Annotated in this window: 11 protein-coding genes and 1 riboswitch; of the genes, 2 read left to right on the forward strand and 9 right to left on the reverse strand. The window is 37.9% G+C overall.

Annotated elements, in window-relative coordinates; genetic code table 11:
- Window positions 1–60 precede the first annotated feature (60 nt).
- From L8T27_RS22805 to L8T27_RS22830, 6 genes are all read right to left on the reverse strand, one after another.
- Window positions 61–1,926: a beta-glucoside-specific PTS transporter subunit IIABC gene (locus L8T27_RS22805; RefSeq protein WP_237943158.1), complete on the reverse strand. Its 1,866-nt coding sequence runs from the start codon at window positions 1,924–1,926 to the stop codon at window positions 61–63.
- A gap of 126 nt (window positions 1,927–2,052) precedes the next feature.
- The gene (gene licT, locus L8T27_RS22810; RefSeq protein ID WP_237943160.1) at window positions 2,053–2,895 is read right to left on the reverse strand and encodes a BglG family transcription antiterminator LicT; all 843 of its coding nucleotides are present in this window, start codon (window positions 2,893–2,895) and stop codon (window positions 2,053–2,055) included.
- Between the two features lie 181 nt (window positions 2,896–3,076).
- Window positions 3,077–3,922 (reverse strand): hypothetical protein, encoded by an 846-nt coding sequence (locus L8T27_RS22815; RefSeq protein ID WP_233314892.1) that lies wholly within the window; start codon window positions 3,920–3,922, stop codon window positions 3,077–3,079.
- Between the two features lie 68 nt (window positions 3,923–3,990).
- Entirely contained in the window at window positions 3,991–4,455 is a 465-nt protein-coding gene (locus L8T27_RS22820; RefSeq protein WP_237943162.1) for a hypothetical protein, read from the reverse strand.
- A 224-nt stretch (window positions 4,456–4,679) separates the two neighbouring features.
- Window positions 4,680–5,669 (reverse strand): aromatic ring-hydroxylating dioxygenase subunit alpha, encoded by a 990-nt coding sequence (locus tag L8T27_RS22825; RefSeq protein ID WP_233314890.1) that lies wholly within the window; start codon window positions 5,667–5,669, stop codon window positions 4,680–4,682.
- A 22-nt stretch (window positions 5,670–5,691) separates the two neighbouring features.
- Window positions 5,692–7,035: a nucleobase:cation symporter-2 family protein gene (locus tag L8T27_RS22830; RefSeq protein ID WP_233314889.1), complete on the reverse strand. Its 1,344-nt coding sequence runs from the start codon at window positions 7,033–7,035 to the stop codon at window positions 5,692–5,694.
- 154 nt (window positions 7,036–7,189) lie between these two features.
- Window positions 7,190–7,291: riboswitch (purine riboswitch) on the reverse strand.
- Between the two features lie 168 nt (window positions 7,292–7,459).
- Here L8T27_RS22830 and guaD point away from each other — a divergent pair.
- Window positions 7,460–8,824 carry a guanine deaminase gene (gene guaD / locus L8T27_RS22835; protein WP_237944183.1) on the forward strand — a complete coding sequence of 455 codons (1,365 nt, stop codon included), beginning with the start codon at window positions 7,460–7,462 and terminating at the stop codon, window positions 8,822–8,824.
- 168 nt (window positions 8,825–8,992) lie between these two features.
- Here the strand turns inward: guaD and L8T27_RS22840 are convergent, their stop codons facing one another.
- From L8T27_RS22840 to L8T27_RS22850, 3 genes are read right to left on the reverse strand one after another with little or no spacing between them, the layout of a single operon-like run.
- A complete protein-coding gene (locus tag L8T27_RS22840) occupies window positions 8,993–10,180 on the reverse strand; it encodes an amidohydrolase (RefSeq protein WP_237943165.1) in 1,188 nt (395 codons plus the stop codon).
- A gap of 30 nt (window positions 10,181–10,210) precedes the next feature.
- Window positions 10,211–10,543 carry a hypothetical protein gene (locus tag L8T27_RS22845; protein ID WP_233314887.1) on the reverse strand — a complete coding sequence of 111 codons (333 nt, stop codon included), beginning with the start codon at window positions 10,541–10,543 and terminating at the stop codon, window positions 10,211–10,213.
- Window positions 10,544–10,568: 25 nt separating this feature from the next.
- On the reverse strand, window positions 10,569–11,903 hold the full coding sequence (locus L8T27_RS22850) for an LLM class flavin-dependent oxidoreductase (protein ID WP_237944184.1): 1,335 nt from the start codon (window positions 11,901–11,903) through the stop codon (window positions 10,569–10,571).
- A gap of 292 nt (window positions 11,904–12,195) precedes the next feature.
- Here L8T27_RS22850 and L8T27_RS22855 point away from each other — a divergent pair, with 292 nt between their 5' ends.
- Window positions 12,196–13,746: an ABC transporter substrate-binding protein gene (locus L8T27_RS22855; protein ID WP_237943167.1), complete on the forward strand. Its 1,551-nt coding sequence runs from the start codon at window positions 12,196–12,198 to the stop codon at window positions 13,744–13,746.
- Window positions 13,747–13,809 lie beyond the last annotated feature (63 nt).

Genomic DNA, 13,809 nt, shown 5'->3' on the forward strand with positions numbered 1-13,809 from the left:
TGTTTCCTCCTTTATATGAAGGAGAGAATAGTGTATCACTCTCTCCTTATTCACATTGCTTTAAACGATAACCGTTAATAGTTTTTCGGATTGGACAATATTTTCTTCACTTGTTCCAACGACTTCTACATACTCACTTGTATTAGTGACAATCACTGGCGTTGTTACTGGATAACCAGCTTCTTTAATTTTCTCAATATCAAACTCTACTAACAGATCGCCTTGCTTTACTACATCATCTTGCTTAACATGCGGTGTATAGTATTGACCATTCAATTGAACAGTATTGATGCCTATATGAATTAATATTTCTGCTCCATCTGTTGAAGTAATACCTATCGCATGACCTGTCGGGAAAACGGTCGTAATCGTTCCATTTACTGGTGAAATAGCTTTTCCAACTGTTGGCTCAATCGCTATTCCTTTCCCCATTGCTTCTGAAGCAAATACAACATCGTCTACTTCTGATAATGGCAGTACCGTTCCTGTTAATGGGCTAGAAATTACTTCTTGTTTTATAAGTGGTTGTGGTTTTTCTTCTATTTTTTCTGCTTCTTTTTCAACTGGTTCATTCGATGCTTCTTCGTTCTTCTTTTTATCTTCAAAACCAAGCAATAGTACTAATACTAAAGCAATCACAAATGCAATGATCATTGGAATAATAAATGACACAATTGGTGTGTAAGCTGGAATTGTTAAGAAAGCTGGAAACGCAAAGGACATAGCTTTATTACCAAGAGCGCCACTTATTCCTCCTCCGATTGCACCAGCAATGGCAACGAAAGGAATTGTTCGTTTATTACGCAGCAGCAGTCCATAGATAATTGGCTCTGTTACACCTGCTAATGCTGCTGGTAAAAAAGTAGAACCAGCAACAGTTTTTACCTTCTTGTCTTTTGACTTTAAGAATATCCCCACTGCTAATCCCATTTGGGCAAACACAGCGGCGGAAAGCATAGCCATTAATGGATCATATCCTTCTGCTAAATTCTGCAGGATAAGCGGCACAAGGCCCCAGTGTAGTCCAAGTATTGTTAAGAAAGTCCAGCCTGCACCCATAACGGCACCTGCTAACCAACCACTCTTCGAACTTAAGAAGCTGATACCATCACCAATCCAGTTTCCTACATACACCCCAAATGGACCGAATGCCAGCACAGTTAATGGCACAATAATCATTAATGAAAGCATCGGCACCAAGAATAGCTGCAAGTCTTTATGAATAATTTTCTTTAAGAATTTATCTAGTAGTGCATAAATACATATAGCAATAAACACAGGGAATACAGTAGACGAATAATCCATTAGTACAACTGGAATTCCAAGGAAACTAGAAACATTACTTGTCTCTGTCATTAACCCCGTAAAGTTAGGCTCAAGTAATGCAGCCCCAATTGTTCCACCAACATAAGGATTTGCGCCAAGCTTAGTAGAAATTGTAATCCCTAAAAGAATCGGAAGGAAATAGAATACTGCATTTCCAGCCGCAGACAGAATAAAGTATGTCCCGCTTGTCTCTGATAATAACCCAGTCATTGTTAAGACTGTTAAGATTGCTTTTAACATACCTGCACCGGCAAGCGCTCCGATTAATGGGGAGAAACTTCGTGATATTACTTCAAAAATTTGCGCCCCAATGCCTTGTTTCGGTGCATTTTCAGATGTTTGCTCCGAACTGCCAATATTAGCGATCTTGTTTATTTCTTTATATACTTCCGGAACATGACTTCCAACAACCACTTGAAACTGTCCGCCACTTTCTACAACACTAAGCACCCCGTCTAAGTTTTGCAGTGCTTCTTTATTCGCCTTGCTGCTATCGTTTAATTTAAAACGTAAGCGTGTTGCACAGTGAACAAGGCTTGAGATATTTTCTTCTTTTCCGACTAAATCAACTATGTCGTTAGCAAGTTTATTGTAGCTCATTTTCTTTTCTCCTTTTTATTTAATACACTTATATTCATTTCCCTGTTGACGTGAAATTTTCCAACAAAAAAAACCTAAATCAAAACATCTCTGTTTGATTTAGGTTTTGCCCGCAAGGTTACAACCCTATTTGTCATTATTGCTTTTGACAACTCGTTCTATATGGATCGTTAAATAGATCATTTCTTCATCTGTTAACACATAAGTATACATGCTTTCGATAAATTTCTTTATTTTCAGCGCACATTTATGTGCTTCCGGGTATTTCATCTGAATTACTTGATATAAATCATCATCTGTAGAGCTGTTATAGTGATTTCCTTTCACTAAACGCTGCGCAAAAAACTTGAGATGGGTAATAAATCGATAGAAATGCAGGGAATTCTCATTGAAATCAATTTTAAAGTGATACCTGACAAGTGTTAAAATTTCCTGCATAATCTTTGTCATATCGTGAACAACTGGCATCTCTTCATTCAATTCAGCGTTGATGAAGTGAAGTGCCAAGAAGCCTGCTTCATCTTCTGGCAATATTACACCAAATTGATCACAAATCATATTCAATGCTTCTAATCCTACCTCATACTCATCTCTATACAGCTGTCTGATTTCCCATAGTAATCCGTTTTTTATAGGAAGGTGGTTCTTAAATCGATCCACTGCATAATAAATATGGTCCGTTAAATGAATATAAATGCTTTCGTTTAATTTCTTACCAAGCTTCATCTTCGCATATGCAATAATCTTCTCCGATAATTGCATATATTCAATCGGCATATCAGCAATCAAGGTTTTGAATTTCGTCATTATATCTTCGTTTTCTAAAGTGAAAATCTTATCGATTTGTTCTTCATCTATAAGATCACCAGCCCGCTTTTGAAAAGCTATTCCACGACCAATGATGATAATTTCTTGATTATCTTTTACAGAGATAACTGCATTATTGTTTAATATTTTCTCGATGTTCACTTTATTACCCTCCGATATATAGAGAAAAAGGCAAAACCCACCCTTTAAAAATAAGGTAATCGGTTTTGCCTGATTTAACAGTTACAATCCGTTCTGTATACGCTTCCTACATCTTATCAAATAATAATAAAAATAGCAAGTTAATTTTTATCAAGGGTACTTTAGCTCATTATTTTCCATATTAAAGAATGACTTTCCTAGCCTGTAAGAAGGCTTGGTTATTCTGAATCGTAACGTCTACATCGTAGTAACCACTTTCAAAAGAAGAGCATTTATAATCACCTGAACATCCTGTTACAAAGAATGGAGTATTAGGAAAATTGGAATGGATATTGGTTAGCTTGGAATAAAAAACATGGGCGTGATGTGTAAAGATCCCGAGGATTCTATTTCTAACATTGGCAGGAATGGCATTAAAAAAACGGTCCGTTTCTTGTCGGCTCACCACATGATCTGAGCTGACAGTATTATAAATTCCTGGTACATAAAGCGGCCAATGAGTATCGATAATATAGTAATGATTGTTATCCAGATTATTTAGGAGGTCAATGCTGTCTTGGCTGAATGTTCCCGTACCATTATCGAGCCAAACATGCTGCACTAACCCTTGAGTCCTTGGAATACTCACTCTGCCTGTTAACGGATTAAAATATTGCAGAAATAAACTTCTGCTGTCATTCCTGCTAGTATCTTCCCAGTTTCCTATCGACGTTCGGTAATATATATTTTTAGGTCCCAGATTATGGTCAACAATATTTTTAAACTGCTGATAATAACTTCGCGCTTCTGCTGTTGTAAAAGCTCCTAAAGCATGGGCGTTGTCTCCACCAAAAATGACATATCTTTTGTTCCCAGTGCTTAAAACGCGGGGGAGGAAGTTATTAAAAATACTTTGGCTATTTAAATAGCCTACATGACTATCGCCAATAACTGCTATGTTGACATTATATCCGGATGAAGCCTGTAAATTAGACTGTGTTAATGTACTAGGGTTAGAGACAGAATTACCCCTTCTTTTCTTATTCATTTTCATCACACTCTTTTTCATTATCTTCCTATATGATATTCAGTAATTTATAGTGTGCTTGTACACTTTTAAATACCTTCCCACAGCAAAATATATTCTGTGTGATATAAAGAAATATTTTTCAATATAGTTGATAATTTTGAAAGATTACTAATACTTTCATCCTTTGTAAAAGTGTTATCAAAATGATGGAGTGTATATTCGTCTAAATTACGAGCTATAGCTATTAACTGATTCGTTATGTCTGCTAATGTTTTAAAAGAAGAAGCAGTTATTATACAGATTCCTGCTAAAGCAATTCCTTTTTCTGTTGCTATCTTATTATGGAATTTATTTAAAAAATTTAAGTCATTTACAGCTAATTGCTCGAATTCTTTACTATCCGGATAAAATACTGGGATAGTACTGATTAGTTCCGTTTGACGAGGATGAGCCTCTCCTACATAACACAAAAAATCATCGTGAATATAAATAATGTCTATTATTTTATTTTTTGGTGTATGTAAAACTTTGATTTCATGAAAGTCAGTCATAAGCGTAAGCTCCTGTCTTTATTTAATCTTAACAGCATAACAAGGATGAACTATTTTAATGCTAGTCTATAAATCCTTTGCAAAGCTTTCCATGATTATGCCACTAATAACACTTGTTATAAAGTTCTAGAAACAATTCTCCCATTCAAAAAAGCACGGGTTTCCCCGTGCTTAAAAGTGTATTAAGTTTAAAGTACTCCTGCAGCGGAAATCAATATCCCAGGCTACACTCTCACATGAACGGGTGTAGTCCCATTTTCCACACCTAACTGATTCAGCCATCTGCGATAAGCTATCGTTAGGGCATCTGATTTAAGATGCAGTTCTGCTTGTAAATCCAACGGAAGCAGTTCTGGCTTTTGGCTTTGTACAATATCTAAATCTTGATAAAAGATAGTGTCTTGGAACTCAACAAATGGTTCGTCAGGCATATCTAAATCATAGTTTCTTGTTAACAGCATATATGCTTGTGATTGTTCATTATCTACTTGATTAACAATCAGTAAAATAGTTAATGCATCGTCTGAGCCTTCTGATGTCTTCGTAAAACGAGCTGTTGTTGGATTTAAGATTTCGTATACATAATCTGCATAGCCACCCTTTGAACGTCCGTCAGGATTTGGCTGATAAACAGGAATTTTGCTTGTAATATAGCGATTATCGATAAATTCTACTTTATAATCTACTACTTCCGCATGTTCCTCGTCTCCTAGTAAACCTTCATGTACGAACATAAGATGTGAAACATCAAGAAAGTTCTCAATAATTCTTGGTGCATTTGCTCCTACATCATAAGGACCACAGATGACAGTACGATGATTCTCCATGTTGAATTCTGGATAAGAAATAAGCGGAGCTGGATTGTCACCTAAATTAACCCAGATTAGACCAAGATATTCTTCACAATGATATACAGTTGCTTTTGCCTTCTTTGGAATAGCTCTTCCATTTGGAAGGGCTGGAATCTTTACACAGGCTCCAACACAATCATATTCCCACGCATGGTAAGCGCACACTAAATTTCCGTTTTTCACCTTTCCAAGCGAAAGGGCAGCGCCGCGGTGGATACATAAATCCTTAAAGGCATGAACTCCCTTTTCATTGCGGAAAATAGCGACTCTTTCTCCAAGTACAAATACTTGTTTTGGATCTTCTAATAATTCCTCTGCTTTACATACTGGATGCCATTCATTCCATAATCTATCTTGTTGCATTGTGTAAGACTCTCCTCTTTTTCTAGTTTACGTTCATGGAAACATCATTAACTTTTACTTTATCGTCTTTTTTCTGTGGAAGCACTAGGTTCAGAACTAATGCAGCAATCGCTCCGATAGCTGTTCCAGATGATACAAAATAAGTAACGATTTCTGGCAATCCAGCTAACACATCTGCAGGCATTAATACAGCGAATAATGCAAGCATAATCGGCACACCGATAACAAGCATATTTCTTTCTGTAAATGCTTCATCTTTAATAACTTTAAAACCATTCATCATGATAACAACACATAAAATCGCAAACACACCATTAATTACTACACTTGGGATACAGGCAATTAAGCTTGTAAGCTTTGGCATCATGCCAAGCAGCACTAAGATTACTCCACCAACAATAATTGGTTTACGGCTTTTCACCCCAGTTATCGCGATAATACCTGCATTAGAAGAATAACCTGTTACAGGTGTCCCCCCAAAGAAGGAACCAACGAAACAGCCTAACCCTTCCCCAAGAGCGCCGCCATTTAATCGCTTTTCATCTAGCTCTTCTCCAGTTACTTTACTGACAGTAAACCATGTTCCAGTAGTTTCAATAGTGACAATAAAGTAAACAACGACCATTACTAGAATGGCATGCAGATTAAACTCTGGCATACCGAAAGAAAATAGACCTGGCATTTGGAACCATGCTGCTTGCTTTAACGAATCAAAATGAACTAATCCAAAGAATGACGCAACAATAGAGCCAATAATAAGTGCTAAAACAACTGATACAATTTTAATATATCTCCATTTGGATTTAGCTTTTTCTCCGACATACATACAGAAGATAAGAACAGCCGCAGTAATGGTAGCTACTAGAATATTCTCTCCAAAGCTGCCTTCTGCTGTATAAATGGAGTTGATGGCACTCGGCATTAACGAAAGGCCAACAACCACTATAACCGTTCCTGCAACGATTGGCGGTATGATTTTTCTGACAACCTTGCTATAAACCTTGAGCGGATAACCTAATAAAGCAACAATTAATGCACCAGGAATTAAACTGCCAATCATGGCACCGATACCTGACGTTGTGCCAATCGCTGCTAATGCACTTAATGGGACAAAAGACGGCCCTTGCATAACTGGAAGCCTCATGGCAAATCCTGCTTGAATAATCGTGGCAATTCCGCATGCGATAAACGTCATTTGAATCAATAAGGCACTATCTGATACGGAAAAAGAAAGTAACCCGGCCAAAATAATTGGCGGAATAAATAAATCCATTGCTAATACTTGCTGTAAACCTAGAAAAATCGACTTGCCAACGGAAATTTTTTCTTTTTGTTCCGTGATAGTCTCCTTCATCTCTTTTTCCATTTCCCCATTCCCCCTATAGGTTATTAGACATTCATATAATCAAAAGTTTCTACCAGCAAAAAAGCTCGAAATACATACTTTTCCAGACAACAGAAAAGCATGTACTTCGAGCTTCATAGTTCAAAGTATCAAAAGAATAGACCTATATTCATAAGCCATTCTTTTAGCTTTTCATAGTCAGTTTATTTACGGTAAACAGGTAGAAACTTGTAGGCCATATCCCCACGATTATATGAAAAACACTATTTAATTTTGGTTTGTTACTACAATACCACGAAATTTATTAAGTTCAAGATATTTTTCAAAAATAATTTTTCTTGTTTCTTTAAATCTAGCAAAGCGATATGATTTTCTGTAGACTAGCTACTAATCATCCATTACAATGTTTATATTAACATAAAACACGAACAATAGGAAGGTGTTTATTATTAATTATACGTATATTTTTCACGGCACTGCATTCACTAGTTATTCTCCTGAAAAAGTAAATATCTTGAAAAACCATCTCTTCTTTGTAAATGCTGAAGGCTTAATCGAAAAGATTGTTAGCCCTGAAGAAGTGGATTATGCTTCCCTTTTAACTGCACACAAAGAAGATGCCAACTTTCGGCAATTAGATGAAGGCCAATATTTTTTACCTGGTTTTGTCGACTTACATGTTCACGCTCCGCAGTGGGCACAATCAGGGACTGCCCTTGATCTCCCGCTATATGATTGGCTGCATACGTATACTTTCCCCCTTGAAGCAAAATATGCAGATTTATCATTTGCTGAGACAGTATATGAAGATTTAGTTAGCACCTTACTCGCCAATGGAACTACAACTGTGCTTTATTTCGCGACAGTTCACAAAGAAGCAAGCTTATTATTAGCAGAGATTTGTGCAAAAAAAGGACAACGAGGCCTTGTAGGAAAAGTAGTGATGGATGATCCAGAACAAAATCCTCTCTATTACCGTGATGCTGATACAGAAACAGCTCTTAAAGATACAGAGGAGTTTATCCTTGCCGTACAGGAATTAGCCAAAGATGTGAAGCAAGGTGTCTACCCTGTTGTTACACCTCGCTTTATACCAAGCTGTTCAGACGAAGCGTTGAAAGGACTAGGTGATTTGGCTGCTAAATATGACACTCATATACAGTCCCATTGCAGTGAAAGTGATTGGGCACACCAATATGTAAAAGATAGATTGCAAAAAAATGACGCTTTTGCACTTAATGATTTTGGATTGCTAGGCGAAAAATCAGTTATGGCTCACTGCAATTTCCTTGATGACAACGATGCTGCATTGTTTGCAAGCACCGGCACTGCCATTAGTCATTGTCCATTATCGAACGCATATTTCGCCAACAGTGTCTTACCTTTAAAACGATTTCAAGCAATGGGAATTGATATTGGCCTTGGAACCGATATTTCAGCAGGCGCAACGCCAAGTATTTATGACAATGCAAAGCAAGCAGTCGTCTCGTCTCGCATGCTAGAAGATGGTGTCAGCACTGCACTTTCTGCAGAAGAGCGCGGTGTGCCAGATTCTCGCATTTCCATTCATGAAGCCTTTTATTTAGCTACGGCTGGCGGTGGTGAAAGCTTAAGTCTGCCTATTGGAAAAATAGCAGAAAACTATTCGTGGGACGTTCAAATTATTGATACAAAAGCGCCCGCAGCTAAGCTTCCTATTTTTAATTCAGAGGAAGAATTAGATGATATTTTCCAAAAAATACTATACCTTGTTCGTCCAGAAAACATTAAAGAAGTGTGGGTCCAAGGAGAGAAGGTTCATTCACGTTAGTAATAGAATTAGCAAAACACGAACATTCATTATCACTTGCCTGTGTTATGGGATGAGACTTCACCCCGTAAAAATAAAAAAAGAAGACAACTCTTTAATAATAGAGAGTTTGTCTTCCGTTTGAAAGGACTCTTCATAGGGTCCTTTTAAGCTTATAATCTACTTCCATCAGCTAGATTTTTTTGCAAAATTTTCTGCATAAATCTTATTTAACGCCTGTTCTGCAAGATCTGCAAAGTAATAAGCCGCCGGCAATATCGCTTCTTCATTCAGTGTATATTTTGGATGATGGAGACCATATTCACCAGATACGCCGATATTAACAAAAGCACCACGAATTAATTGCTGGTAAAAGGAAAAATCCTCTCCTCCTGATGTTGGTTCAACTTCGACTACTTTATAGCCATTTGTTTTTGCAATATGGCTCGCAAAGTTGGTCCATTCTGGGTCATTATTAACAGATGGCGGGCCAGCATGCCAGATTAGTTCCCCTTTTGCGCCATATGTTTCTGTTATTCCTTTAATGACTCGCTCGATTTTTTTTCGTATCGTTTCGCGAATATCTTCCTTAAATGTCCTTACAGTGCCTTCTAAGTAAACTGTCTCAGGAATTACATTCCAAGTGTTGCCGCCGCGGATTTGTGTGACGCTGATAACGGCTGTTTCACTCGGCTTCGTTTCTCTGCTTATAACTGCTTGTAATCTTGAAATAATTTCAGCGGCAATTACGATAGGATCAATACCTTCATGTGGTCTTGCAGCATGACTGCCTTTTCCCTTTATGTTAATTTCGAACCGGTCAACTCCAGCTGTTAACACGCCTTCCTTTACACCAAGGACACCGACCTCACTAAGCGGGTCATTGTGTAGGCCAAATATTGCCTCCACTGCGTTCAAACCGCCTGAATTTATAATAGATTTGGCACCATGGCCAGTTTCTTCAGCCGGCTGGAAGATAATTCTGACTGTTCCCCGCAATCTGTCCTGCCTGTTTTTCAGCAAATAAGCGGCTCCAATTATAACAGCTGTATGGAAATCATGGCCGCATGCATGCATTACACCAGGAATAGTAGATTGGAATGAGCTGACAGCTTCCTCATTAATTGGCAAAGCATCAATATCAGCCCTGATAGCAACAACCGGCCCATCAGACTGTCCTTTAACTTCGCCAATGATACCTGTTTGCAATGGTACATCCAGCACGGAAATCCCTGCGTTTTCCAGCCATTTCTTTATCTTCTTGGAAGTTTCTATTTCTTGGTTAGAAAGTTCAGGTTCAGCATGAAGATTCCTGCGAACATCAATTAAATGACTTTCCAGTTCATTCTTATTATCGCTCACTATATTTAATCCCAATTTTCATCCTCCCTTTCCGATAAGCTGCTTTTAAGATTCCTCCAGAAATTGCTTAAGTGATTTAACTAACCCGCCGCTCCCAAATTTGACATACTTGCTGTCTGTTTGGAATTGCTCTTGTTCCCACAAATATTCTAAGTAAGCAATAACATGAATCCGTCTGCTGATGATATTATGAATTCCGTGTGAATAAAACCATTCATCAATTGTATGGTAAATCCCTTTATTTATTTTGTATTTTTCATTGCACCATTGAAAGAACCGAACTTCGGGAAAATGAAGATATTCACAATGAGCAAATGCTTCCCTTTTCTTGATTCGAAATACTTTTTTTGAGACGACAAGCCCATAATCCAGCAGCATGTGAATTCCTTCCTCCCCTGTAAGTTTATTTTTGATTAATTGGCTGTTTTTCGTATTGGCTATGCTTGTATGCTAAACCTAAATTCTCGCGGAGCGTTGTACCAGTATACTCCTTATTGTAATAGCCCTTGCTTTCCAAAATTGGCAGGATGTGTTCAATCCAATCAGACAAACCGCTGCCAAGCACTGGGGCACCGTATATGAAGCCATCTGCAGCACCACCGTCAATCCAAGCAATCAGCTGGTCTGCCACTTGCTCATATGTTCCAAAAAAAGCGCTTTTCGGGGTTGTTACTTGCAGGGCAACCTCTCTTAATGATAGGCCATTTTCCTTCGCCAGTTTTTTGATGCCGTCTGTTGTAGAACGGAAGCTGTTTGCACCGACATCCCCAATTTCAGGAAAAGGCTCATCAAGAGGAAAGGCAATGAAATCGAAATGGTCAAAGAATCTTCCTAAGTAATTTAATGCTTCTTCTATGGATACAAGATTTTGAATAGCTGCATATTTTTCTTCCGCCTCTTCAATAGTTCTGCCTGCAATCGGGTGGATGCCAGGGAAGATTTTGATGTCATCCTTGCTTCTGCCAAGCTGCTCTGCCCGATTTTTGACGTCATCATAAAAAGCCTTAGCTTGTTCAAATGAATTCGAATTAGTAAAAACAGCATCAGCGTCCTTTGCAGCAAGGTATTTCCCTGCTTCAGATGAGCCAGCTTGAAAAATAACCGGCTGACCTTGCTTTGAACGTTCGATATTTAATGGACCTTTGACAGAGAAATGCTTGCCGGTATGATTTAAGGTATGCAATTTTTCTGGATCGAAAAACTGTCCCGTTGAGCGGTCTCTTACAAATGCGTCATCGTCCCACGAATCCCACAATCCTTTGGCCACTTGCAAGTACTCTTCGGCAATTTCGTATCTTAACGCATGGTGAGGATGATCTGCTTTACTGTAATTTTCTGCTGATCCTTCTAATGGAGAAGTAACAACATTCCAGCCTGCTCTGCCGCCGCTCAGCTTATCTAACGAAGCATACTGGCGAGCAATCGTGAATGGTTCACTATAAGAAGTAGATACTGTCCCGACTAAACCGATATTTTTAGTAATGGTGGCAAGCGCAGATAAAATCGTCAACGGCTCAAATCGGTTCAAGAAATGAGGAATCGATTTTTCATTAATATAAAGACCATCAGCAACAAAAGCGAACGTGAACCCAGCTTCTTCTGCCTGCTTAATGATAGATTGATAATATTCGATATTTACACTAGCGTCTGCAGGAACAGATTCATCTTTCCATGCGTTCATATGTCCTCCAGGGCCGTGCAGCATAACACCAAATTGAATTTGTTTTTTCTTTGTCATCATTCTCATCCTCCATTAGCTTTTTTAAAATACCAACAAATCTTGTAGGAATAGTTTTGATTATCATAAACCAAAAATTTGAAAATGTATAATTAGTATTTTTAAAGTCATGCTTTAATTTTATTAATACAGGTAACTAGACGGTTCTCAATTCCAAAAATTAGTATTTTTAAAGTCATTTATTAGTTTTTTTAATTTAACAAATCTTCTGTCAGATGTTAGCATAAGCACTAATCCTACAATACAAAGTTAAATAGTAGGAATTAAACTACACGCTACAGGGGGTATTACTTTGAAAAAAACAAAGTACAAATGGCTGTCATTATTACTTGTTGTATTCGTAATGGCTGGTTGCAGCAACAATACTGGCACAACAAGCAGTTCTGACAAAACGGACAATGAAGTTCAAGATGGAGGAACGTTGAATATCGCTTTTCAAAGTGAGCCTACCACACTTGATCCGCAAATCACCGGTAACTCTTCCGTAAAGGATGCAACAAGGAGTATCTATGAAAAGCTCGTTATTCTTGATGACAGCGGCAATGTTGTACCAGATTTAGCCGAAAAAATTGATGTAAGTGAAAATAAGAAAGTATATACATTCCAGTTGCGTAAAGGCGTAAAGTTTCATAATGACCAAGAAATGTCGGCAGATGATGTAGAAGCGTCTATTAATAGATGGATTAAGCTTTCTTCTCTCGGCAAAACAAACTTTATTGGAGCAATCGTTAAAAAAACAGGCGATTATACAGTGGAGCTCCATTTAAAAACACCTAATGTAAATACGCTTGCACTGCTCGCCGATCCAATTCCCGCAGCCGTTATTATGCCTAAAGAAATTATTGAAAATGCGCCAGATGAAGGGGCAACAGAATATATAGGAACAGGACCATACAAAGTGAAGGAATGGAAACAAAATCAATATTTAGTTTTAGAAAAATTTGCTGACTACTCTTCAGATGGCAGAGAACTAAAAAAAGAACCACATCTAGATGAAATTAAAATCAGTTTTATTACCGATGAATCTACAAGAATCTCTGGATTGACGACTGGACAATTTGATATTGCATTAGGAATATCCAGTGATAATGCACAGCAAGTCGAAGGGGCACAGACTGCTACCCTTGAATCAGCGCCTGGCGGTTTCTTAGGTCTTTTTTATAATTCACAAGAAGGATTTTTCAAAGACTTAAACGCAAGAAAAGCAGTCAATGCGGTCATAAATGCTGAAGACATCCTGTCCAGCTCTTATGGAAGTTCTGATTTCTATGAGTTAACTTCTTCTATTGTTAATAAGCAATTCCCGAACTATTACAGTGAAGCTGGCAGTTCAGAATATAATCAGCATGATCAAGATAAAGCAAAGCAATATTTGAAAGAAGCTGGCTATAAAGGCGAAGAAATCAAGATTTTGACTTCCCGTGACTATCAGGACCAATATAATACCGCTGTGGTTGTCCAACAGGAATTAGAGGATATTGGTGTCAATGTAAAACTGGAAGTATATGATTGGGCAACATTCGGTGAAAAATTAACGGATACAAGTAGCTGGGATCTTTACCCTGTTGATTGGGCTGCACGCTCCACGATTTTCCAAGGCTTTTGGACTTCATATGGTGCGCCTGTTGAAGAATCAACTAAATATTTAGAAGCTATTAAGGCTGCTGACAATGTGGAGGACGCCAGACCTGCGATTGATGCTGCCCAAAAGTATGTGTGGGATACACTGCCATTTACTTTAATTGGACATAAAGTTGCCTTAAATGCTGTTACCAATAAAGTAGACGGCTATGAGTTCAATCTTGGACCTGTCTTTTATAATATCAGTCTAAAAAACAATTAATACAACTTAAGAAGCAAGACTTGTGCTTACTTACTCCTGTCTTGCTTCTTCTATTTTAATTAT

It is taken from the genome of Niallia sp. Man26 (genome assembly GCF_022049065.2).
In the GTDB taxonomy this organism is placed as follows: Bacteria; Bacillota; Bacilli; order Bacillales; family Cytobacillaceae; genus Niallia.

Bases quoted from the DNA above. Each gene is read 5' to 3' on its own strand.
- L8T27_RS22850 (WP_237944184.1), bottom strand. From the start codon at position 11,903: ATGACAAAGAAAAAACAAATTCAATTTGGTGTTATGCTGCACGGCCCT.
- L8T27_RS22805 (WP_237943158.1), bottom strand. From the start codon at position 1,926: ATGAGCTACAATAAACTTGCTAACGACATAGTTGATTTAGTCGGAAAA.
- L8T27_RS22825 (WP_233314890.1), bottom strand. From the start codon at position 5,669: ATGCAACAAGATAGATTATGGAATGAATGGCATCCAGTATGTAAAGCA.
- L8T27_RS22820 (WP_237943162.1), bottom strand. From the start codon at position 4,455: ATGACTGACTTTCATGAAATCAAAGTTTTACATACACCAAAAAATAAA.
- L8T27_RS22830 (WP_233314889.1), bottom strand. From the start codon at position 7,035: ATGGAAAAAGAGATGAAGGAGACTATCACGGAACAAAAAGAAAAAATT.
- L8T27_RS22815 (WP_233314892.1), bottom strand. From the start codon at position 3,922: ATGAATAAGAAAAGAAGGGGTAATTCTGTCTCTAACCCTAGTACATTA.
- L8T27_RS22845 (WP_233314887.1), bottom strand. From the start codon at position 10,543: ATGCTGCTGGATTATGGGCTTGTCGTCTCAAAAAAAGTATTTCGAATC.